The 21,815-nt window shown below is 54.3% G+C and carries 15 protein-coding genes; 12 read left to right on the top strand and 3 right to left on the bottom strand.

Annotation, left to right across the window (positions count from 1 at the left end):
* Nucleotides 1-396: 396 nt before the first annotated feature.
* From QMX84_RS15825 to QMX84_RS15800, 6 genes are all read left to right on the top strand, one after another.
* Nucleotides 397-666, top strand: coding sequence for a short-chain dehydrogenase (locus tag QMX84_RS15825; protein WP_282364236.1), 270 nt, complete (start codon nt 397-399; stop codon nt 664-666).
* A 502-nt stretch (nt 667-1,168) separates the two neighbouring features.
* On the top strand, nt 1,169-2,068 hold the full coding sequence (locus tag QMX84_RS15820) for an FkbM family methyltransferase (RefSeq protein WP_282364235.1): 900 nt from the start codon (nt 1,169-1,171) through the stop codon (nt 2,066-2,068).
* 29 nt (nt 2,069-2,097) lie between these two features.
* On the top strand, nt 2,098-2,697 hold the full coding sequence (locus tag QMX84_RS15815) for an ATP-dependent Clp protease proteolytic subunit (protein WP_153335762.1): 600 nt from the start codon (nt 2,098-2,100) through the stop codon (nt 2,695-2,697).
* Nucleotides 2,681-3,607: an acetamidase/formamidase family protein gene (locus QMX84_RS15810; protein WP_282364234.1), complete on the top strand. Its 927-nt coding sequence runs from the start codon at nt 2,681-2,683 to the stop codon at nt 3,605-3,607. The genes QMX84_RS15815 and QMX84_RS15810 overlap by 17 nt, the downstream gene beginning before the upstream one ends.
* 13 nt (nt 3,608-3,620) lie before the next feature.
* Complete coding sequence (locus tag QMX84_RS15805) at nt 3,621-4,631, top strand: HEXXH motif-containing putative peptide modification protein (RefSeq protein WP_282364232.1); 1,011 nt, start codon at nt 3,621-3,623, stop codon at nt 4,629-4,631.
* The gene (locus QMX84_RS15800; RefSeq protein WP_282364230.1) at nt 4,621-5,565 is read left to right on the top strand and encodes a hypothetical protein; all 945 of its coding nucleotides are present in this window, start codon (nt 4,621-4,623) and stop codon (nt 5,563-5,565) included. Before QMX84_RS15805 ends, QMX84_RS15800 begins: the two co-directional genes overlap by 11 nt.
* 106 nt (nt 5,566-5,671) lie before the next feature.
* On the opposite strand, the gene QMX84_RS15795 is transcribed toward QMX84_RS15800, so the two are convergent.
* Together QMX84_RS15795 and bglX are read right to left on the bottom strand one after the other, a co-directional pair.
* Nucleotides 5,672-8,545, bottom strand: a complete 2,874-nt coding sequence (locus QMX84_RS15795; RefSeq protein ID WP_282364229.1) for a ribonucleoside-diphosphate reductase subunit alpha — start codon at nt 8,543-8,545, stop codon at nt 5,672-5,674.
* 697 nt (nt 8,546-9,242) lie between these two features.
* Nucleotides 9,243-11,534 (bottom strand): beta-glucosidase BglX, encoded by a 2,292-nt coding sequence (bglX, locus tag QMX84_RS15790; RefSeq protein WP_282364228.1) that lies wholly within the window; start codon nt 11,532-11,534, stop codon nt 9,243-9,245.
* Nucleotides 11,535-11,798: 264 nt separating this feature from the next.
* Between bglX and QMX84_RS15785 the strand changes: the two genes are divergently transcribed.
* The 4 genes from QMX84_RS15785 to QMX84_RS15770 all read left to right on the top strand — a co-directional run bounded on the left by QMX84_RS15785 (nt 11,799) and on the right by QMX84_RS15770 (nt 14,858).
* Nucleotides 11,799-12,407, top strand: coding sequence for a LemA family protein (locus tag QMX84_RS15785; RefSeq protein ID WP_048370634.1), 609 nt, complete (start codon nt 11,799-11,801; stop codon nt 12,405-12,407).
* Between the two features lie 118 nt (nt 12,408-12,525).
* Nucleotides 12,526-13,269, top strand: coding sequence for a TPM domain-containing protein (locus QMX84_RS15780; RefSeq protein ID WP_282364227.1), 744 nt, complete (start codon nt 12,526-12,528; stop codon nt 13,267-13,269).
* Nucleotides 13,270-13,296: 27 nt separating this feature from the next.
* Nucleotides 13,297-13,911 carry a TPM domain-containing protein gene (locus QMX84_RS15775; RefSeq protein WP_282364226.1) on the top strand — a complete coding sequence of 205 codons (615 nt, stop codon included), beginning with the start codon at nt 13,297-13,299 and terminating at the stop codon, nt 13,909-13,911.
* Nucleotides 13,912-14,129: 218 nt separating this feature from the next.
* Nucleotides 14,130-14,858, top strand: a complete 729-nt coding sequence (locus tag QMX84_RS15770; protein WP_282364225.1) for a hypothetical protein — start codon at nt 14,130-14,132, stop codon at nt 14,856-14,858.
* 66 nt (nt 14,859-14,924) lie between these two features.
* Here the strand turns inward: QMX84_RS15770 and QMX84_RS15765 are convergent, their stop codons facing one another.
* On the bottom strand, nt 14,925-19,670 hold the full coding sequence (locus QMX84_RS15765) for a DUF6543 domain-containing protein (protein ID WP_282364224.1): 4,746 nt from the start codon (nt 19,668-19,670) through the stop codon (nt 14,925-14,927).
* A gap of 221 nt (nt 19,671-19,891) precedes the next feature.
* Here QMX84_RS15765 and QMX84_RS15760 point away from each other — a divergent pair, with 221 nt between their 5' ends.
* Both QMX84_RS15760 and QMX84_RS15755 read left to right on the top strand, forming a co-directional pair.
* Nucleotides 19,892-21,109, top strand: a complete 1,218-nt coding sequence (locus QMX84_RS15760) for an SAM-dependent methyltransferase (protein ID WP_282364223.1) — start codon at nt 19,892-19,894, stop codon at nt 21,107-21,109.
* 117 nt (nt 21,110-21,226) lie between these two features.
* Nucleotides 21,227-21,808 (top strand): DJ-1/PfpI family protein, encoded by a 582-nt coding sequence (locus tag QMX84_RS15755; RefSeq protein ID WP_282364222.1) that lies wholly within the window; start codon nt 21,227-21,229, stop codon nt 21,806-21,808.
* Nucleotides 21,809-21,815 lie beyond the last annotated feature (7 nt).

Below are 21,815 nucleotides of genomic sequence, written 5' to 3'. Positions count from 1 at the left end.
AGCTTGCCTCGCGATCTTTTGATCTTTTTTAAAAGATCGCGAGGCAAGCTCGCTCCTACAGGAGGTGGCAGGGTTACGTGGCTCACGATTTTCCCGGATGTTTCGCACAGGTTTGCCAATTGCCGGGCCAAGGGGGCGACGCCTATAGTCGTTGCTCGCCGTTTGGGCGACCGGGTTTGGCGACTTGGGAATGAACAATGGTTGCGTGTAGTTGTTGTGATATATGGCAGAGCGTGTATTTTGCATCGCGCTGCTTTATGGCAGCTGTGCGTGGGAGATCTTTGGATCTGCCGGTATTCCTTGTTCTACCGGTTCGCCAACCTGCGTACAGCTGCCACCTACCTTTGTTTGGCGACGAATGTGGATGGCTCCAATCAGCAACAAGGAGCTTTACTCATGACTGCATCCCCCTACATCCCGTTAACTGCTCTCGACTGCACCATTCCCGCCTTACTGATTGACCGCAACGCGCCGCTGGATGTGTTGCATGCCAACGCCATGGCCCGTGTGCTGGCGGTTACCCAATTGATGGAAACCTTTTCCAGCCGCGAGATGGAGCAGGCCGACGCGGTCGACCTCAAACACCTGGCAACCACGGCCATGCTCTTGCTGCGTGATGGCTGCGACCTGATGAATGTGGTGAGCTGGCGTTTGCAGCCTGCCTGAACAAAAGGCTGCGTAAATACCATCGCAGTAGCTCGGCTCTTGTACGTTTAATAAAAGATTTCATAAAGAGTTGTATTAAAGGCAAGAGCTATAAGGGTTTAGGGTGATGGTTAACTATATTTCATGAGGGGGGTGAGATTTTTCTGTAAGAAATTTAACCTCTGTCTTGAAGTTGAGTGGGTAAGTGTGAGCGTAGGAAATGTCTGAAATTGGTCATGATATTTTGACCTTGCTTGCATAGTGAGTTATAGCTTTGTTTGTAATTTGCGTAAATGTACCGCTGCATAACTAAAATTTATGAGGTGCGTTATGGCTAGCAAATGTAAAAGCAAAAAAGTACCCGCTGTTCAAGAAATTGACCTGAAAAAAATATTTGGGTTGAATGGGAAAAATGGAAAGGTCGTTCTGGCAGTGACAAATTAGTACAAGTCCTTCTCATGGTTTGCAGGCGTGTCTTTTATGAGGCAGGCACGCCTGCATGTTTCCGTATATGAGGCCCTTTATGAAATTTCCGTTTGACCTGTCCGCAAACAAGATAAAAATAATTGACGTAGGTGCCCGCGCTGTTCCGGAGGGGTTTCATTATGAGGCGTTAGTAGATAGTAATGCCTGTGTCGTAACGGCAGTGGAGCCGGATGCTAAGGCTAATAAGTGGTTGACGAATAGAGCAATCGATAAGATCCACAATGTGGCGATCGGCGATGGGGGTATCCATGAGATGCATGTCTGTCAATTAGCCTCGTGTTCATCGATGTTGGCTCCCAATAAAGCATGTCTGGAGTTCTATTCCGGCATGGAGTTTTTTTATAGGGTTGAGAAGATAAACACTATTAAGACCTATTGGTTCGATGTTGTGTTTTCTGATGCACATTTCGATTATCTTGATATCGATGTGCAAGGGTATGAGTTGGAAGTCTTAAAGTCAGGAGGTAGAAATATAAAAAATCTCTTGGGTATACATATAGAAGTTTCTTTTGTAGAAAAATATGTAGGGCAGCCTTTGTTTCGTGATGTAGATGTTTTTTTAGCTGAGCGCGACTTCACGTTTCACTGTTTTACCGGCTACGGTACTCGATCACCTCGTGGCGTGAAAGTAGACGGCAGTTCGGTAAATGGGATCAATCAATGGTTATGGGCTGATGCATTTTATTTTCATCGGCTCGATGATAATGAATTTTGGGGTGTTTCGAATCGTCTGGTTAAGTTGGCCTGTATTTTTCATTGTGTTTACAAGTCGTATGACTTTGCCGTGCATGCATTAAAGCGCTGCGATCAGTTGGGTGGGAGCGTTTATTGTCATGAGTATGTGCGTTACTTGCAGGAGATGGGTGTTGATGTTGAGGAGGGGGAAGACAGTGAATGGATAATGGAAGGCATGATTAAAAAATTGAGTCTTATCTGACAGTGATTTTTCCTGAGAGGTCATGTGTGATGCCCCATTTAAGTGAGAAGAAGGATCGTGAGTCGGGAGGGATGGATTCGTTAAGTTCCAAGTTGTTAGACAGCACGATTGCGGCAAGAAAAATATTTATTACAGGAGAGATCAATACCAAAATGGCCAAGGATGCCGTGCAGCAACTGCATGCGCTTGCCTATATGAGTGATGAGCCAATTATTGTTTTTATTAGCTCGCCTGGGGGGCATGTAGAGTCAGGGGATATGATATTTGATGCGATACGCTTTATTAAGCCGGTGGTCATCACCATTGGCTCGGGCTGGGTGGCAAGTGCGGGTGCACTTATCTATGTTGCTGCGGATAAAGAAAATCGCTATTCATTGCCCAATACCCGTTTTTTACTTCATCAACCCTCAGGTGGTTTTCAAGGTAAAGCGATGGATTTTGAAGCGTATGCAAAAGAAATTATAGAGATGAAAGAAAGACTTAACAGGATTTTTTCTGACGCAACAGGGCAGCCTATAGAAAAAGTCAGAATTGATACGGATAAGGATTTTTGGCTGAGTGCAGAAGAGGCTGTTGAGTATGGGCTCGTTCACTCAATTGTCGTAAAGGAAAATGAAATTAATAAGTGAAGTAGACGATCTGCCACGGCAGAAAAAATATTATCAGTCGTTTTCAGGGCGAGAGAGTGATTTCTATTCTTTGAAGCCAGGTCGAGCGTACGCGACGAGAACGATTGATAACTTAGGGTTTGATGAGTGCCTGGATCGTGTCAGCACTTACTTTAATCCGTTGTCAGGTCCGTATTTTTTAGAGGGAAGCAAGTGTGGTGATGTCCTTGCTATAACGGTCTTAGATATCCGAATCACTCGGAATGTTGGGTTGTCTTCGCAAGGCATACTGCCAGAGTTTGTAAATGCAAAATACAGCCAGCCTGTGGTGGGAGAGGAGGTCGTTTGTTGGCAGCTCATTGGAGATCGTGGCATTCCTGTTATCCAGAACGACACAGGGTTGAGCCTGCTTTCAGTCAGGCAGGAGTTAATGATCGGGTGTATTCGTTGCTCTGACCCCGTGGACAAGGGGGAGGGCTTGTTATCGATTGACGCTGATGAATATGGCGGCAACGTTGACTGCACATTTTTTAAAAAGGGAGCCACCCTGTATTTACCTGTCACGCACGACCACGCGTTCTTTTATATGGGAGATATTCATTTTAATCAGGGTATGGGTGAAGTGGGCGGTTCGGGTATTGAAGTGTCCGGTGAAATTGTATTTTCTGTAGATAAATGCAGTCAGCCGCTGCACAGTTGCTTGCATGTTGATGTGGGGGGCTTCATTTATTTTTTGGGCGTGAACGAAAATTTTAATGCAAGTGTTCGTCTTGCCTATGGATATGCATTTGAGGCGCTGCTCGGTAATGGTATGGCAGAGTCTGTTGCCCGGCTTTTACTTGGGCATTGTGCTTCGCTGTACGTGATGAAATTAGGTGTCCCGAATGTCGTAGTGGTGGGTGTTGAATCGGCGGTTTTTATAAAAAAATAAAGAGGTGTCCGCGATGTACACTATTAATGCTGCTCCTGATGTGCAGATGGCGACTACACTGTTCGAAAATGTTTCGGCGAGGTTGTGGGAAAGTTTTGAATATTTGTTGAGATCTATTGGTCAGGAAGACAGCTGTTTTTTTGGGTTGATTTCAGAGTATCGTAACTGCCCTAAAGCGCCTCCTTTCTTTTTTGCAGCTCATGAAACGTTGATAAGTTACTACGTGCGTGGAGAGGAGGTTAGCAAGAGTTTAAGTGAAAGGTTATTATGTTTTTCAAGTTGCGAGCGCCACTCTAATCTAGAGGTGCTTCCCTTTTTAATGTCGTCGGGGTTGCAAAATGAAATATGTAGCTCTGTCGTCTATTCAGATATTAGAAAGACTTATGAGGACGCGGATGCCAATGTTGCTTTGCCAAAGGAGATTGGTAGTGAGAGTGAATTTTTGGCATCCAGGCGTTTGATGATTCATGCGCTTGACATTATTAGGTGTGCGGACGATGCGTTGTATGCTGAAATGGCGCAGGTCGTGGATGAGATTAGAATTTTTCAGTCTGGATACTGTCGGGCGGGAACTAATTTTAATGCCTTGGGTATGATTTATGTCGGTTCGTGTTCAGTGCACGATACTGTCTCTAGGTACATAGAGCACGTTGTTCACGAGTCAGCACACAATTTATTATATGCGCATTGGGTGCATGATCCGCTCTTTGGAAATCATAATGACAGATTGTATCCAACCCCCTTTCGTAAACAAGCTAGACCACTCAGCGCTATTTATCATGCTGCATTTGTGCTGGCGCGAACTATTTATGTGTTTGAAAGAATATATAAAGCTGAGCCGGGTGCTTTGGATTTTAGTAAGGTAAAAACTAATTATAATGAGCGTGGTAATGATGCTTCATTTAAGGATAAGTTTTTCCAGACGCTGGGGGTTGTCTATGAATATGCAGAGCTTACGGCCTATGGGAGGTCGTTAATTAAATCGTGTCAGGAAATGGTAGAAGGATGTGAGATTGCAATATAAAGGTGCCGCGGTGGGGGGCGTAGTCGCGTTGTTAGTATTTTTGAGCGGCGATGCTTTTAGGATGATCTATTCGGCGTATTTCTTGTATCGTGAGATTGATCCGTTTGTTTTGATGTTTTGCTTCTCGTTGCTGTCATTGATTTTTATGGCAGGTTTGATGCTGAGGGACTGGTTGCGCTCAGGCGTTAAATTCAGTTGTGTGTTTACCGATTTTAGGCTGCGTCCAGGCTTTATTCGTTGTGTCTATTTGTATTGTTTAATAAATTTTTTTACGCTGCTAAGCTGGGTGTCTGGTTTTTGGGCTATCAAATATTTGCTTCCGGGGGCTTTTTCCTCAATTGCGGTCTCTGTGGGGGCGATAATATTGCCCTTTACGCAGGGTGTTCGGTTGAGTGTAATCAATATCTTGCTTTCGATTCTTGTCGTTTTAAGTGCCGTTTTTATAGCCAGTGCTGGAGGTGGTATTGCAGTCTCCGGAGCAGGTGGTTACGGGGCTGGTATTAATGCTGGTATTGTCTTGTCTATACTGTGCGGTATATCTATCTATATAAACACGCGCGTGTCAGCGAGGCTCGGTGTTCTCAAGCAGTCTCCAATAAAGGTTAATGCTTTACGGAGTATTTTGGTGGTGTTCTGCTGTTTTGGTCTGTGTCTAAAATTTGATTTGTTTTCAACGATCGAGGTCGCTTGGGTTGATGTGGTGTTGCTGTCGTCTTTTATGTTCTTGATTCAGGTTTCCTTGCAGTTCGCAATTGCGTGGTTAGGTGCATCGCTCACGACAATAGGTTTATCTGCAGCACCCGCGTTTGCGGTGCTTATCCAAAGTGTTTTTTTTAAAATAACAGTCGATAGCATCGTCGCTTCGGTTATTTTTTTTAATGCCTGTGTGTTGATAGTTCTGACAGTTGAACAACGTAAGCGTGTTAGCCGTTAATAGCTTGGGTGACAACCCCAAAAAACAAAACCCCCGCCAAACCCAACTGTTACCAGGGTTTAACGGGGGTTTTTAGTCAGGCGGTCAAGCCGCCTGGCCATTCAGCTTATTGGCAAGCTTCGCAATCCGGCTCGTCAATCGCGCAGGCTTTTGGCACGGGGGCCGGGCCAGCAGGCGCTGCTGCTACGTCTTCACTGTTTTTGCCGCTCGATACTGCGTTGAGCTTGCCCGTGTTAACGGTGGACTTCTCGGTGCTGGTCGCCGCCAGGGCACGGAGGTAGTAGGTGGTTTTCAAACCACGGTACCAGGCCATGCGGTAGGTGACGTCGAGTTTCTTGCCCGATGCGCCCGCGATGTACAGGTTCAGCGACTGCGCCTGGTCGATCCACTTCTGACGACGGCTGGCCGCGTCAACGATCCACTTGGTGTCAACTTCAAACGCGGTGGCATACAGCTCTTTGAGCTCTTGCGGGATGCGTTCGATCTGCTGCACGGAACCGTCGTAGTACTTCAGGTCGTTGATCATGACCGAATCCCACAGACCGCGAGCCTTGAGGTCGCGAACCAGGTACGGGTTGATCACGGTGAATTCGCCCGACAGGTTGGATTTCACGTACAGGTTTTGATACGTCGGTTCGATCGACTGCGACACGCCAGTGATGTTGGCGATGGTGGCGGTCGGTGCGATGGCCATGATGTTGGAGTTACGAATGCCTTTTTGTACACGGGCGCGAACCGGTGCCCAGTCCAGGGATTCGTTCAGGTCAACGTCGATGTACTTCTGGCCACGCTGCTCGATCAGGATCTGTTGCGAATCCAGCGGCAACACGCCTTTGGACCACAGCGAACCCTGGAACGTCTCGTAAGCGCCACGCTCGTCAGCCAGGTCGCAGGACGCCTGGATCGCGTAGTAGCTGACCGCTTCCATCGACTTGTCGGCAAACTCAACAGCGGCTTGTGAGGCGTAAGGGATGTGCTGCAGGTACAGCGCGTCCTGGAAGCCCATGATCCCCAAGCCTACCGGGCGGTGCTTGAAGTTCGAGTTGCGCGCTTGCGGCACCGAGTAGTAGTTGATGTCGATCACGTTGTCGAGCATGCGCACGGCGACGTCGATGGTGCGCTTGAGCTTGGCGGTGTCCAGCTTGCCGTCTTTGATGTGGTTAGGCAGGTTGATCGAACCCAGGTTACATACAGCGATCTCGTCCTTGTTGGTGTTCAAGGTGATCTCGGTGCACAGGTTCGAGCTGTGAACCACGCCCACGTGCTGCTGCGGGCTGCGCAGGTTGCACGGGTCTTTGAAGGTCAGCCACGGGTGGCCGGTTTCAAACAGCATGGACAGCATTTTGCGCCACAGGTCTTTGGCCTGGATGGTCTTGAACAGTTTGACCTTGCCCGGGTACTCAGTCAGGGCTTCGTAGTACTCGTAACGCTCTTCGAAGGCCTTGCCGGTCAGGTCGTGCAGGTCCGGTACTTCGGACGGCGAGAACAGGGTCCACTTGCCGTCATCGAAGACGCGCTTCATGAACAGGTCAGGGATCCAGTTGGCGGTGTTCATGTCGTGGGTACGACGACGGTCATCACCGGTGTTTTTACGCAGCTCGATGAACTCTTCGATGTCCATGTGCCAGGTTTCCAGGTAGGCACAGACAGCGCCTTTACGCTTGCCACCCTGGTTGACGGCGACGGCGGTGTCGTTCACAACCTTGAGGAACGGAACTACGCCCTGGGACTTGCCGTTGGTGCCTTTGATCCACGAACCCAAAGCACGGACCGGGGTCCAGTCGTTGCCCAGGCCGCCCGCGAATTTGGACAACATGGCGTTGTCGTGGATCGCGTGGTAGATGCCCGACAGGTCGTCCGGCACGGTGGTCAGGTAGCAGCTGGACAGCTGAGGACGCTGAGTACCGGCGTTGAACAGGGTCGGGGTCGAGGCCATGTAGTCGAACGACGACAACAGGTTGTAGAACTCGATCGCGCGGTCTTCTTTTTGCTTCTCTTCGATCGCCAGGCCCATGGCCACGCGCATGAAGAAGATCTGCGGCAGTTCGAAACGCACGCCATCCTTGTGGATGAAGTAACGGTCGTACAGGGTTTGCAGGCCCAGGTAGGTGAACTGCTGATCGCGCTCGTGGTTGATCGCCTTGCCCAGTTTTTCCAGGTCAAAGGTGGCCAGCACCGGGTTCAGCAGGTCGAATTCGATACCTTTGGCGATGTAAGCCGGCAGTGCCTTGGCGTACAGGTCGGCCATTTCGTGGTGGGTAGCGCTTTCGGCAACGTTCAGGAAGCCCAGGCCTTCACCGCGCAGGGTGTCCATCAGCAGGCGGGCGGTCACGAACGAGTAGTTGGGCTCACGCTCAACCAGGGTACGGGCGGTCATCACCAGGGCGGTGTTGACGTCGCTCAAGGCCACGCCGTCGTACAGGTTTTTCAGGGTTTCACGCTGGATCAGGTCGCCGTCGACTTCTGCCAGGCCTTCGCAGGCTTCGCTAACGATGGTGTTCAGGCGGGCCATGTCCAGCGGCGCGAACGTGCCGTCGGCGCGGGTGATGCGGATGGTCGGGTGAGCAACCACAGCGCTTTCGGCCGGGGCGCGAGTGGCGCGTTCTTTGGCGCGCGAGTCGCGGTAGATCACGTAGTCACGCGCGACTTTTTGCTCGCCGGCGCGCATCAGGGCCAGTTCAACCTGGTCCTGGATTTCTTCGATGTGGATGGTGCCACCCGATGGCATGCGACGCTTGAAGGTCGCGGTGACTTGTTCAGTCAGGCGCGCAACGGTGTCGTGGATTCGTGACGAGGCAGCGGCATTGCCACCTTCAACTGCGAGAAACGCTTTGGTGATGGCGACGGTGATCTTGTCGTCGGTGTAAGGAACCACGGTTCCGTTACGTTTGATCACGCGCAATTGGCCTGGCGCGGTCGCAGACAGATCCAGATTTGAATCGGAACCCTGCGAGTTCTCGCGAGCTGTGTCGGTTTGCATGGGGGGGTGTCTCCACATTCTCTATGTTTATTTGGGCTCCTTTTGGGGGCCCACCGTTCCGTCCTGAAGCACTACAACCGATCATGAACCGGGCATAACAACCTCGGGACGTACAGAAAGGGGGGGTTAAGCCGCTTCCGTGCCGAAGTCTTGGTCTGTGCGTGCAGCCTCAAACCGTATTCCTCGTGGGTGACAGTATTTTTACTGCAACACCCGGGCCGCTTTCCTGCTGTAGAGCCGGAAAACGGTTGCCATCCGCATGAGCGGTTTGGACTTTGAGAACTGCGTTTGGTTTAACCCGACAGGCGCGAGAAAAGGGCTTGAAATTCTCGTCTGAGTTGTGTTGGGTTATTGGCCTAAAACCCTATATGTAGGTGTTTTTGGCGCGACAGATACAAGATATGCGTTTTAGTGGCGCTGTGCAATGTACGACCTGTGGATAACTCTGTGCGTAAAGTGTGTATGAAGGGTTGATAAACCATGTAGGCCGCATAGACGCTGGAGTGAACCGCTTGTCACTGAATTTTGCAGCGCCCAATCGAGCCGTCTGAATTTTGAGGGCGCGAACCCTACCACAAAAAACTGCCCTGTCCGAACGCATTTTCAGGCGTGCGCAAAGATCATAAAGGTCAAGCACAAAATGCTCGAAAGAGGGGCCGAAAAGGCCCTTGCAGACCTTTTCGGTTATTGCGCGTGGTTACAACAATTCGAAGCTGTTTTGCTGCACGTTTTGTGAGTCGAGGCCGATTTGCACGTCGAACTCGCCCGGCTCGGCGGCGTACTTCAATTGCGCGTTGTAAAACTTCAGGTCGTCTTCGCTGAGGGTGAAGCGCACCACTTTCTGCTCGCCTGCCTTGAGCATGACTTTTTCGAAGTTCTTCAGCTCCTTGACCGGGCGGGCCATGGAGGCGGTGACGTCACGCAGGTACAACTGCACCACCGTCTCGCCATCGCGCTTGCCGGTGTTTTTGACGGTGACGCTGGCGGTGAGGGTGCCCCCGGGCTTCAACGTTTTCGACGACAGCGTGACCGGCGACAGGCTGAAGTCGGTATAGCTCAGGCCATAGCCGAACGGATACAGCGGTGAGTTCTCGGCGTCGAAGTACTGCGAGGTGTAGTTGCCCGGCTTGCCCGGCGTAAAGGGCCGTCCAATGCTCAGGTGGCTGTAGTAGCTAGGAATCTGGCCAACAGAGCGTGGGAAGGTGATTGGCAGCTTGCCAGACGGGTTGTAGTCACCGAACAGCACGTCGGCAATGGCATTGCCGCCTTCGGTGCCGCTGAACCAGGTTTCCAGCACGGCATCAGCGTGCGCCTGTTCCTGTTCGATCGACAGCGGGCGGCCGTTCATCAGCACCAGTACCAAAGGTTTGCCGGTGGCTTTAAGTGCGCTGATCAAGGCGCGCTGGTTGTCGGGAATGTCCAGCGAGGTGCGGCTCGATGACTCGTGGGACATGCCTCGCGACTCACCCACCACGGCGACGACCACATCCGCGTGCTGCGCGGCTTTGACCGCTTCGTCGATCATTGTTTGGGCCGGGCGCGGGTCGTTGTTGACGTCGATCCCGCCGGTGTTGATGTGGTTCAGGTACTCGGCGATTTTCGGATCGTCGGAGATGTTCGCGCCCCGCGCATAGGTGACTGAGCCTTGCTGGCCCATGGCCTTTTGCAGGCCCTCATACACGGTCACCGATTGCGCAGGCACCCCGGCGCCAGACCAACTACCCAGCATGTCGACCTTGGAGTTGGCCAGCGGGCCGACCAGGGCAATGCGTGTCTGCTTGTTAAGCGGCAGGGTCTGGTTGTTGTTTTTCAGCAACACCAGGCTCTTGCGTGCCACGTCGCGGGCCTCCTGGCGGTGCAGGCGGTTTTCGGCGTTGGTGTCGGCCGGGTCATCTTCGGCCTTGCCGATGCGCAGGTACGGGTCGGCAAACAGGCCCATGTCGTATTTGGCCCCGAGCACTTCACGCACGGCATTGTCCAGATCGCTCTGCGGCACTTCGCCCGACTTCAGCAGGCCCGGCAACTCTTCGCCGTAGGCCTTGTCGTTCATGCTCATGTCGATACCGGCCTTGATCGCCAGCTTGGCAGCTTCGCGGTTGTCTTTGGCCACGCCATGCTTGATCAGCTCGATAATCGCGCCGTGGTCGCTGATGGCCACGCCTTTAAAGCCCCAGTCTTTGCGCAGCAGGTCTTGCATCAGCCACATGTTGGAGGTGGCCGGCACGCCGTTGATCGAGTTGAGCGCCACCATCACCCCGCCAGCCCCGGCCTTGATCGCGGCATGGTAGGGCGGCAGGTAGTCCTGGAACATGCGTGTCGGGCTCATGTCGACGATGTTGTAGTCCCGTCCACCTTCAACAGCGCCGTACAGTGCGAAGTGTTTAACGCTGGCCATGATGTTGCCGGGCAAGGCGGGGGAGAGGCCCTGATAAGCCTTGACCATGACGTCAGCGATGCGCGAGACCAGATAAGTGTCTTCGCCAAAACCTTCCGAGGTCCGGCCCCAGCGCGGGTCGCGGGCTATATCGACCATCGGCGCAAAGGTCATGTCGATGCCGTCTGCGCTGGCTTCCTGGGCAGAAACACGCCCGCTCTGGGCTATGGCGTCCATGTCCCAGCTGGCCGCCAGCCCCAGGCTGATCGGGAAAATCGTGCGATGGCCGTGAATCACGTCGTAGGCAAAAAACATCGGGATCTTCAGGCGGCTGTGCATGGCGGCGTCTTGCATGGGTCGGTTTTCGTCGCGGGTCACCGAGTTGAAGGTGCCGCCGATGTGCCCGGCCGCGATTTCCTTGCGGATCAGTTCACGCGGCATGTCGGTGGCGATGCTGATGAGGCGCAACTGGCCGATTTTTTCGGCTTCAGTCATTTGCTCCATCAGGTCTGCGACAAAAACGTCTTTGGGCGGGAGCGGCGCTGTCGGGGTTTGGGCCCATACCGAAGGACTGGCCAGGCTGATGGCCAGGCCCAGCAAACACAGGTTTCTCATGAGATTCTTCTACGCGGCCGCTCGGTGAACGCGAAGGGAGGCCCGCGCTTTCGTAGCGATACTGTTTTGGAAAAGCGTATGGACTACTTGGTTTAAAGATATGGCCTATCTTTATAGGAGAATATTCCTACGCGTGAGGCAGTCTTTTAGCTGATTCGTCGTGCGCAATCCAGTGCTGGCGGGAGATATTGGCGCGCGGTCAGGGAGTTTTAAGCGGGTTGGCGGGTCAATGAACGCAATGGAATTAAAACGGAGTGTCGATGCATGCACATACAGAGCGTAAAACGGATGGGGTGGAAGGTTGTCGCATTGCTGGCCCTCAGCAGCGTGCTGGCGGGGTGCGGGATCAACACCATCCCGACGCTGGATGAGCAGGTCAAGGCGGCCTGGTCGCAAGTGCAGAACCAGTATCAGCGGCGTGCCGACCTGATCCCCAACCTGGTGGAGACAGTGAAGGGCGCGGCCAAGCAAGAACAGGCGACCCTTACGGCGGTGATTGAGGCGCGGGCCAAGGCCACGTCGATTCAGGTCGATGCCAGCACTTTGGACAACCCGGAAAAACTCAAGCAGTTCCAGGACGCGCAAAACCAGCTGACCGGGGCCTTGAGCCGCTTGATGGTGGTGTCTGAGCGTTACCCTGACCTCAAGTCCAACCAGAACTTCCTGTCGTTGCAGTCGCAACTTGAGGGCACCGAAAATCGCATCAGCGTGGCCCGTCGGGACTTTATTCTCGCGGTCGAGCGCTACAACACCGAGATTCGCACCTTCCCTGGTCGCCTGTGGCATGCGGTGATGTACAGCGACTTGCCGGTGCGTGCGACCTTCGAAGCCACCACCCCGAATGCCGACAAAGCCCCCGAGGTGAAGTTCTAACAGCTTATGCCTGTAGCCGCTGCCGCAGGCTGCGATGGGCTGCGTAGCAGTCCTGAAGGTCCTTCGGCCCTTATCGCAGCCTTCGGCAGCGGCTACAAAAGTTAACTATGAGGTGCTGATGCGCGTATCAAAACTGGGCGTGGGCCTGCTGCTTTGGCTATTAATAGCCAGCGCACAGGCGCTGACTTTTCCGACACTGAGCGGGCGGGTGGTGGACGACGGTCAAATGCTCGACCCCGCCACGCGTCAACAACTGACACAGACCCTCGAAGCCCACGAAAAAGCCACCGGCGAGCAAGTGGTGGTGGTCACGGTGCCGAACCTGCAAGGCGAACCCATTGAAGACTTCGGTTACCAATTGGGGCGCGCCTGGGGCATTGGCAAAAAGGATGAAAACAACGGCGCGTTGCTGATCGTCGCCCGGGATGACCGTAAACTGCGCATCGAAGTCGGCTACGGTCTGGAAGACCGCCTCACCGATGCGCAAGCGTCGGTGATCATCAATCAGGTGATCACCCCGGCGTTTAAAGCCGGACAGTTCAGCCAAGGCATCAGCGACGGCGTTGCGGCTATGCTCCAGGTGCTGGGCGGCGCGCCGTTGGCTGAGCCTGCCTACGCCAGCGGGCAGGGCGGCGGCGATGACTTTTTGGCTGAACATCCCGGTGTGGTGCTGCTGTTGTTTTTAGCGTTCGTGGTGGTGGTCGCAGCCTGCCAGTTCTATGGCATTTGCAATTCCGGTGGAGGCGGCGGCTCGCGCTCCGGCGGTTTTGGCGGCGGTGGCTTTGGACGTGGCGGTGGCGGCGGTGGTTTTCGTGGAGGCGGCGGCAGTTTTGGTGGCGGCGGCGCTTCGGGCGGCTGGTAATTCATTTTTAAACGGGCATCGACACTTATGGCTTTACTCACGCAAGAGCAAAAACGGCAGGTTGAAGAGGCCGTGACCCGCGCTGAACAGCGCACCGACGCCGAAATCGTCACCGTGCTCGCACCGCGCGCCGACGATTACAGCTACATCCCCTTACTCTGGGCCAGCTTGATCGCCCTGGTGGTACCGGCGCTGGTGCACTTTATAAACAGCGACATGACGATCTACACATTGCTCATGCTGCAATGGGCCACTTTTGTCTTTCTCAGTTTGATCTTCCGCATCCCGGTGCTAACCACGTTTATGATCCCGGCGCGGGTTCGCCACTGGCGGGCCAGCAACCTGGCGCGGCGCCAGTTTCTCGAACAAAAACTGCACCACACCCAAGACCGCACCGGGGTGCTGATTTTTGTCAGTGAAGCCGAGCGTTACGTCGAGATCATCGTCGACGAAGGCATCTCCCAGCGTCTGGACAACAGCGATTGGGGCAGCATCGTCAGCGATTTTGTACGCCGCGTTACACTGGGGCACACCGCAGAAGGCTTTATCGCCTGCATCGACGCCAGTGCCGAATTGCTGGAAAAACACGTCCCCAAAACCGGCACACGTAATCAATTGCCGAATCGGTTAGTGGTGTTGTAGTACGCCAGTCAGAACATCGCCGACAATTAATATTAATGGCGGCGATGTTTAACTGGGTGCTAATTACCGTTTTGTTTGCAGACGTTGGTAACAATGACAGGCGACCAACGGCCATTTATTTCGCTCGAAACTGTAATTTATGACAGTAGTTCGCACCAGGGGCGGCTGCTAGATTGAACGCTCGCTGTCACTCTAAAAACATGCGGAGCGCAAGTAAAATGAAGAAGCCGAAAGCAAGTAAACACACAGCCGTTAACCTTATTACCAACGGTGATTTTTCTGCGGGTGCTGAGGGGTGGGCCTCGAATACCGGGGGGGAAGTACGGGTAGTGGATGGGGTGCTACTTCTTTCGGCAGCCAACCAACACAGTGCGGTGCAAACAGTGACAGGCCTGTCAGCGAGCGAAAATTACAAACTGACATTTTCGTATAGAGTCCGGCGTACAGGAGTCAACGACGGTTATGTTTTGGTAAATGGGAAACGCATCGATAGCCTGGAAACTGTTTCTGAAGGTGATACGTTCGTCAAAAGTGTCGATCATGAAGTCACGGGTGTTACCCAGGTGGATTTAGTCTTTACCACTTCAGAGCGTGCAGTGAAGATCGATAACGTTGTTCTTGAGGCTTTTAAGGGTGTCACCCATATAACTGTGTCCGCTGAAACGGTGGAACACGATGGAGAAATTCAATGCACGCTTCATGCATATAAATTATCGGGCGCCCCATTGGTTGATGCACAGGTAAGCTGGGGAGTAGAAAGCCTATCAATATCTACTAAGTCTCCAGTTGAACGCACAGACGCTCATGGCAAGGCAACATGTACTGCAGTCAATAAAGCGCGTCCTGGAGAACAAGGCGTGGGCCATGTTACAGCGCTGGTGCTTAGTGGTGCTGATGGCGGTAGTGTGAAGACAGCCTTCCTCACGTTTAAGCTTCCAAAAAAATAAGTTTAACTGTCCATATTTGCTGTGCCGTAACAACGTGGAGGCGCCAGTACGGCGCCTTCATTACGTTTACTGGACCGCCAGAAACAGTTTTTCCGCAAGCGCCAGGGTGATCTTGCTGCGGTAAACCTGAATCACATCGGTCGTTGACCCTGCCTGCGCATACAGCGCTTGGGCACTCATGAACCGATGCGCCTCTGTTTTCAAATGTGCGGCGGTAAAGGCTGAGGGCGGCGAATCGGGTGAGGCGTAATGAAAATGTGCGTACCACAACGCTTTGCCATCGCGACTGCGGACCTCATATTCCTGCACGTAATCCTTTCTTGGCCCGCTCATCGGGCGACGTTTGCCCAGCCGCACAATCTCCACCTGGTCTTGGGCCTTGAGGTAGTCGATATTCGCCGCAGTGGGGGGCAAGTCGGTAATCAGGCTGATGCGCAAACGTTTACCTTCGACGCGCAGCCGCACCGAGTTGAGCTCTAGCTGGGCAACCAACCCATTGGCTATGCCCCTTTGGCTGCGTGACAAAGGCTCGACATCCGGGCCTTCAGCGGACAACAGGGCTTGCATGTGCTTCGCGGTTTCGTCCAGTGACTGGCTTTTGAATTCGAGTATTTCTTCAATTTCCACCGGGATTTTCGAGGTCTTGGCAAACGCACGGGCCTGTTGAATGCTGGCCTCGACCCGACCCAGCAATTTGATGGCGTCAGCTTCCAGCCGGGAAAGGGACTTGGCGTGAGAAATCAGGGAGGGGGTGGCAGGCCTGAGGTTTTCGATTTGCTCCCATTCATCGCTCGCCCCACGCCGGTACGAACTGACTTTCATCTGGCTGAAGGCATCCACAACGTCGACAATTTCAGTCGGGTCATCAGGGCTGGGCTCACGGACCACACCCACCAAGACTTGTTTTTCTGTGGTTTTGAAGACTTTTTGCCGAAGGGCTCCGGCTTTCACCTTGGTAGGCTGCAGCGCCGCTTTCCAGCTGGGGCCGGGCTGCGGCTCATCAGATTCGGAGCTTGAGCTTTCAGAGTCCCATATCACTTTTGACAGTTGCATCTCGGCAAACGACTTCAGCGGTTTGATGGCGGCCACTAAAGAAGGCAGGTATTCATTGCGAAAATGTTCCGACTTGAGCGCTATCAGGTTTTCGCAGGTTGCCGTCAAACCTTGGTAGAGGCTGATGGCCGACTCGTAAAATTCGATGTGTTCGACGCCGACTTCCCCCTCCTGAAGGCGCAGCCTTAACTGCGACCAGCCCATATTGACGAAGGCATCGGTGTTCAGGTGGTTGAAGGCGTGCAGTTCTTCGGCATTGAGGTCGCTGGCAGCGCGGTTCAAGACCAGCTCCAGCAGTGTTTCCATATAGATGACCGCCCAGTGGCGATCGAAAAAATGTTTATCTTTTTTCAGGAACAGGTCTGCCAGCGGTGAGTCGCGCGGTATGGGCAACTTGCTGGTCTCCAGGATCCCTTCAGATTCCATTAATGCGATATCAAACGCTTTGCGTTCGAGCACCTCCGCTTTTTTGAGGTGCTCGATGAGTTCCTGGTAAGGCTGCTGATTGTCGGCGCCCAGTTGATTGATCGCCTCGCTCAGACGGATTTTGTACTGCGCACTAAATGCCGTGAGGGGCAGATCCTTACGCTGCTCTTCAAGGTGGTTTTGCATTTTGAATAGTTTGAGGGTCAGTTCGGCCCACAACGCCTGCATTTTTGCCTCAAAGGAGGGGACAGGCACTATGTCGTTCATCTTTTGCAGGATATTGATCAGCTCACGGGCGCTGTTTCGCCATTGGGTAAACTCTGTTTCATAACGCTCGAAGAAGGTTGCTTGGCGCCCGGTGGGCGTTGCCATCAGTTTTTCGGTGAGCGTCAGCACCCGATCACGGGTCTGCTTATCAGTCATCAGCCGTGCTTCTTCGGCGACCAATTGCATCAGTGCCTGTTTTTTTTCTTCGCGCAACACGGCAATGCGCTTTTTCGGCCCGCCGCCACGCAGTTTAAGGCGCAGGTCGAAGTCCCAATGGCCGGCATCATCGCTCATCAACCAAGGCCCGAAGCGAATCGGTTTTTGGGCATCCTGGATGACCACGCCGTCGTCCTGACGACTGACGCGATAGGTTTTTTTATCAATAACGGCGTAGGTGTTGCTCTGAAAGTTGATCAGGCCTTTTAGCGGCCCGATTTCAATGGGGGTGCCGCTGCTGACATCGAGATCGGTGATGAAGGTGTCCAGTGCTGCTCGCTGGCTGACGGACGGACGGGGTTGAGCGTTGAACCAAGCGAAATCCAGAGACGAATACACCCTCACGGCCTGGGCATCAGGATCAGGGCCGGTTTTTCGACTCACGGCCTGTTTCGGCGTGTTGGCTGGCGGGGCTTTCAGGACGGATGTGGTGGGCAGTTTCAGAGGCGCTGGCATGGGCAGGTCAGGGGCCGCTTGCAGGCGCGAGCGTGCATTGAGGGCGGCGTGAAAACTCAGCCCTTCGTGCAGTAGCGCCTGGCTCAGATTGAGCAGCAGGCTGATCACGCTTTGTTTGGCCGCCTCGGGGTCGCTTTCGATTCGGGCTTGCAGCGTTTCGTCGATGCTGACCAGGGTCTGGAAAACCCAGGCGGCTTTTTGCAACGGGCCGCTGACAAAAAACGTCAGGCCGTTGAACAGCATCCAGGCGTAGCGCTTGAACAGAATCCAGCGCCGCTCGGAGCTGGACACGGTCTGTTTGTCCGACAGCGTGATCAGGGCCTCGACGTGGCTGTCGAAGGCATAAGCCAGCGCGTCGCCCTGAATGATCAGATCTGCCAGTTGGGCGGGACTTCGTGGCAGCAAGGCTAAAAAGCCTTGATTGACCACGCTTTCGAGATGTGGGCGTTCAAAGCCGCCATCGGCGTAGTAACTGCGCACCGAGTCAGATAACCAGGCCAAGGTCAGATCCTGGAGTTCGCCGGGTTGCTGGATAGCCGTCATCAGCGCCTCGCGGCTGGCAAACTCAAGCAGTGAATCGGTGGCGAACGGGCGAAACAGCACTAAAGGCCCGGCGCTCAGATCTCTGGAGCCCAGTACAAACATATTGCTGACCAGGTTGGCAGAGGCGCCGTCGTACAAGGTGAAAGCCAGTTGTCGAATGCAGTCCAGGTTGTTGCGTGGCACGGCATTAGACCCCATCAGACGTGCCACGAGGTGCCAGCCAGCCTCCGTGAACCCGCCAGTGCCGCGAATTTTATGCTCCAGTGCCAGCAGCGGCAGTTGCGCCTTTAACTGAGACTTGAACAGTGTCAGGCGGCGGGTCACTTGCGCCGTATCGTCCACCAGGTTGGCTTTAAGCAGGCTGATGTACAGCGAGCCGATGTCGATTTCTTCCAGCAGATTTTTGATGTAGCTGGCGTTCAGCCAAGTGGGCAAAGGCCGGCCGCTACGTTCTTTGACTTCGATAAACGCCGCCGGTTTACCGCCCACGTAGGTCAGTGCGAACTCGGCCAGCGGCATGACGTCTTCTGTTAGCCAGGCCATTTGCAGGTCCTGGATGGCAATATCGTGGATGTCGATGCTGGCGACGTCTATAGGGTCGTCCGGGTGGTTTTGCTTGAGCCGTGCAGTGAGGGTTTGCACGGCGAAATCCAGCAGCGAGGGAATGTCATCGAGGAAGGTTTTGCCCTCTGCAATCTGTTGTTGCGCCACTTGATCAGCCAGCAGGTGGCTGTAGGCGCGAATGTCTGAGCGCGATGCGGTGGTCAACCATTGGGGGAGAGTGTTGAGCAGTTGCTGAAAATCTGTGGACTCTTGCGGGCTGAACAAATGAAACATGAGCGCCTCTTCATCCAGCGCTTGGGCCAGTCGGGCTGCGCTCCAGCGTTCTGCCCGGGCGGTCTCGCCCAATTGCGTGAGTGTGTGCAGGGTCTTGTCGAGCAGGGTGTGGGCCAACGCCTGAAAAAAATGGCCTTCAGGTTCATACAAGCTCCAGACCACCGGGCTGTCATCTGCCAGGCCCGGTATGCGCCGGGGCAGTGACAGGGCGAAGTCCTGCAGTGAGTCAAACAGTTCAACACCGTCGGCCAGTGACCAGGCCATGACGATCAGGCGCTCACCGATACTGCGGGTAATCAGTGCCAGCCCCGGAATTTGCAAGCATCGCGGGCCTTGGGCATCCGTGGTGTCAATGTTGACCAGGTAGGCGTGCAGCGGGGTTTCGGCGGTAAGCTTCACGCGCTCGGATTTTTCGGCAAAACCTGACAACGCTCCCAGCGCGGCAGACTGTTCCTGGGTCAATGCGGGCTGGCGATTGGCATCGTTCAGGGTGGCGCTCAGGCCTACTTGCAATGCCCGACTCAACCACAGCCACGGGCTGACACCGGCAGGTGAGGGCGTGCTCCAGAAATGGATCAGAGCCTGGGCGAAAACGTCGACCACCTGAGGCGCCCACTCATTGAGCAGCTTCTCAAGGGTTTCCATGCTCACGCTCAAGGGTGCGGGATTCTCGGGTTTCAGATCAACGGTCAGGCGGTGCCGGTCGGCTGACAGGTTGAGGGTGCGCTGAGCGATAAAGCCTTGAATCAGCATCGTCGATGGCGCGATCAATCTCCAGGTGGTGGGCGGTTCCGGCGCTGGGGCGGGTTGGGCGTCGGTCACTGGCAGTGCCGCAGCAATTTGAGCGTGTGGCAAATCGGCTTTGAGCCCGGGGTACGCTTCCAGCATGGCCTGAGTGAAGGCCTCGCCCACCGCACCTTCAAAGGTGGGGCGCGGTAAAAACTGGCCTTGGGGGAAGCTGCTCAGGGCGATAAAACGCGCCAAAAAATCCGGTGTCGATGAGAGTGTTTTCATGGGGTGCCATTGCGTCAGGGATCAGAGAAAAGGACTTCTGCGCGGGGCATAATCCGGTGAAGATCGAGGCCTTGATTTAACGCAATGGGCACGGCACAGGCGCGGTACATAGCTATGCATGGCCCGGATGGCGAAATAACCCCGTGCCCCCGACCGTCAACCCGCCTAAAATGGTGGCCTTTGCGAATTCCTCTTCTGCACCCCTCGAGGCACCTTTTTCAATGTCAGTGACTGCTACCACCGCCCCGTCCGTGCCGGATCATCGTGCGCAATTTTTGAACCTGCTGGAAACCGGCCTGGCGCAAAACTCGTTTATCAAGCTGGTGCTGGCCAAATATGTCGGCCCGGAGGCCGAGTTGCAGCGGGTCATCATCAAGCAGGTCACGGTCAAGGATCAGCCTTGCCTGTCGTTTGTGTACCGCTACAAAACCCGTGACATCACCAAGAACTTTGCCCTCGATGAGGCCGTTGCAACGATTGCCGGGTTGTTGCCGGAAGCGTTCAAAAATGCGCATTTGCTGACGCTGACCGACGAAGTGCAGTTGGAGTACAGCAAAAAAGGCAAAAGCTCATTGTTTAAAGGCAAAAGCCAACAAGCGCGAGAAGTGCCGTCGGCTGAGCATAACCGTGAGAAGAATCGCTTTCTGGACCTGACACGGCCTTTCTTGGCGGACTTGGGCGTCACCAACAAGCAGCAAGAACTGATCCCGGCGATGTCGCGCAAGTGGAAGCAGATCAACAAGTTTATCGAGGTGTTTTCCCACGCCTTGAGCAGCTCGCCGCTCAAGCTCGATCAGCCGGTCAAGGTGGTGGACTTCGGTTCGGGCAAGGGTTACTTGACGTTCGCCATCCACGACTACCTGCGCCACAGCCTGCACGCTGAAGGCCTGGTCACCGGCGTTGAATTGCGTGAAGACATGGTCACGCTGTGCAACAACGCCGCCCAGCGTCTGGAGCATGCGGGCCTGAGCTTCCAGCACGGCGATGTGCGCAGTTTTGCGCCGACCCCGATTGACGTGATGATTGCGCTGCATGCCTGTGACATTGCCACCGACTATGCCATTCACATGGGCATCCGTTCCGGGGCCGCGATCATCATGTGTTCGCCGTGCTGCCATAAGCAGATCCGCCTGCAAATCCAGAGCCCGGCACTGCTCAAGCCGATGCTGCAATACGGCTTGCACCTGGGCCAGCAGGCCGAAATGGTCACTGACAGCCTGCGTGCGTTGTTCCTCGAAGCCTGTGGCTATGAAACCAAGGTGTTTGAGTTCATCTCGCTGGAACACACCAACAAAAACAAAATGATCCTCGCGGTCAAACGTGCCGAGCCTCAAGACCCGGCGCAGTTGTTGGTGAAAATTCAGGAACTCAAGGCGTTCTACACCATTCAAGAGCACTGCCTTGAAACCTTGCTGCAGGCCGATGGCTTGTTGAAGTAAGCGTGCGCGTGGCGTCTGCTCGGGTACGTAGTAGTTGGCTATTACCCGCGCAGGCGCATAGGGTTTACCTTGGCTACTCTTATTGGCCCAAGGTCTTACCTGTAAGGAGCACGCACCATGGCGGCAAAGAAAATTCTGATTCTGGCTGGCGATTACGTCGAAGACTACGAAGTCATGGTGCCGTTTCAGGCGCTGTTGATGGTCGGGCACCAGGTGCACGCCGTATGCCCCGGTAAAACAGCCGGCCAGACTGTGCGCACCGCGATCCATGATTTCGAGGGCGACCAGACTTACAGCGAAAAGCCCGGCCACCTGTTTGCCCTGAATTTTGATTTCGACAAGGTCAAAGCCAGCGACTATGACGCGCTGGTGATACCGGGCGGCCGTGCGCCGGAATACCTGCGTTTGAACGAAAAGGTTCTGGAACTGGTGCGCGATTTCGACAAGTCGGGCAAACCGATTGCTGCGGTCTGCCATGGCGCGCAATTGCTCGCTGCCGCAGGCACGCTCAAAGACCGTGAGTGCAGCGCCTACCCGGCCTGCGCCCCAGAAGTGCGTCTGGCGGGCGGGACTTACATTGATATCGACGTGACCAAGGCCCATGTGCAGGGCAATCTGGCCACGGCACCGGCCTGGCCAGCGCATCCGACCTGGCTGGCGGCTTTTCTGGGGTTGTTGGGCACCCGGATCGCTTTGTAAGAAGAGG

Origin of the sequence: Pseudomonas sp. PS01297, from assembly GCF_029959305.1 — a bacterium.
In the GTDB taxonomy this organism is placed as follows: Bacteria; Pseudomonadota; Gammaproteobacteria; order Pseudomonadales; family Pseudomonadaceae; genus Aquipseudomonas; species Aquipseudomonas helleri.
This window is presented reverse-complemented; position numbering and strand designations above follow the sequence as displayed.

Coding starts and splice junctions, on each gene's coding strand:
- QMX84_RS15825 (WP_282364236.1), top strand. CDS start 397: ATGACTGCATCCCCCTACATCCCGTTAACTGCTCTCGACTGCACCATT.
- QMX84_RS15820 (WP_282364235.1), top strand. CDS start 1,169: ATGAAATTTCCGTTTGACCTGTCCGCAAACAAGATAAAAATAATTGAC.
- QMX84_RS15815 (WP_153335762.1), top strand. CDS start 2,098: ATGCCCCATTTAAGTGAGAAGAAGGATCGTGAGTCGGGAGGGATGGAT.
- QMX84_RS15810 (WP_282364234.1), top strand. CDS start 2,681: ATGAAATTAATAAGTGAAGTAGACGATCTGCCACGGCAGAAAAAATAT.
- QMX84_RS15805 (WP_282364232.1), top strand. CDS start 3,621: ATGTACACTATTAATGCTGCTCCTGATGTGCAGATGGCGACTACACTG.
- QMX84_RS15795 (WP_282364229.1), bottom strand. CDS start 8,545: ATGCAAACCGACACAGCTCGCGAGAACTCGCAGGGTTCCGATTCAAAT.
- bglX (WP_282364228.1), bottom strand. CDS start 11,534: ATGAGAAACCTGTGTTTGCTGGGCCTGGCCATCAGCCTGGCCAGTCCT.
- QMX84_RS15785 (WP_048370634.1), top strand. CDS start 11,799: ATGCACATACAGAGCGTAAAACGGATGGGGTGGAAGGTTGTCGCATTG.
- QMX84_RS15780 (WP_282364227.1), top strand. CDS start 12,526: ATGCGCGTATCAAAACTGGGCGTGGGCCTGCTGCTTTGGCTATTAATA.
- QMX84_RS15775 (WP_282364226.1), top strand. CDS start 13,297: ATGGCTTTACTCACGCAAGAGCAAAAACGGCAGGTTGAAGAGGCCGTG.
- QMX84_RS15770 (WP_282364225.1), top strand. CDS start 14,130: ATGAAGAAGCCGAAAGCAAGTAAACACACAGCCGTTAACCTTATTACC.
- QMX84_RS15765 (WP_282364224.1), bottom strand. CDS start 19,670: ATGAAAACACTCTCATCGACACCGGATTTTTTGGCGCGTTTTATCGCC.
- QMX84_RS15760 (WP_282364223.1), top strand. CDS start 19,892: ATGTCAGTGACTGCTACCACCGCCCCGTCCGTGCCGGATCATCGTGCG.
- QMX84_RS15755 (WP_282364222.1), top strand. CDS start 21,227: ATGGCGGCAAAGAAAATTCTGATTCTGGCTGGCGATTACGTCGAAGAC.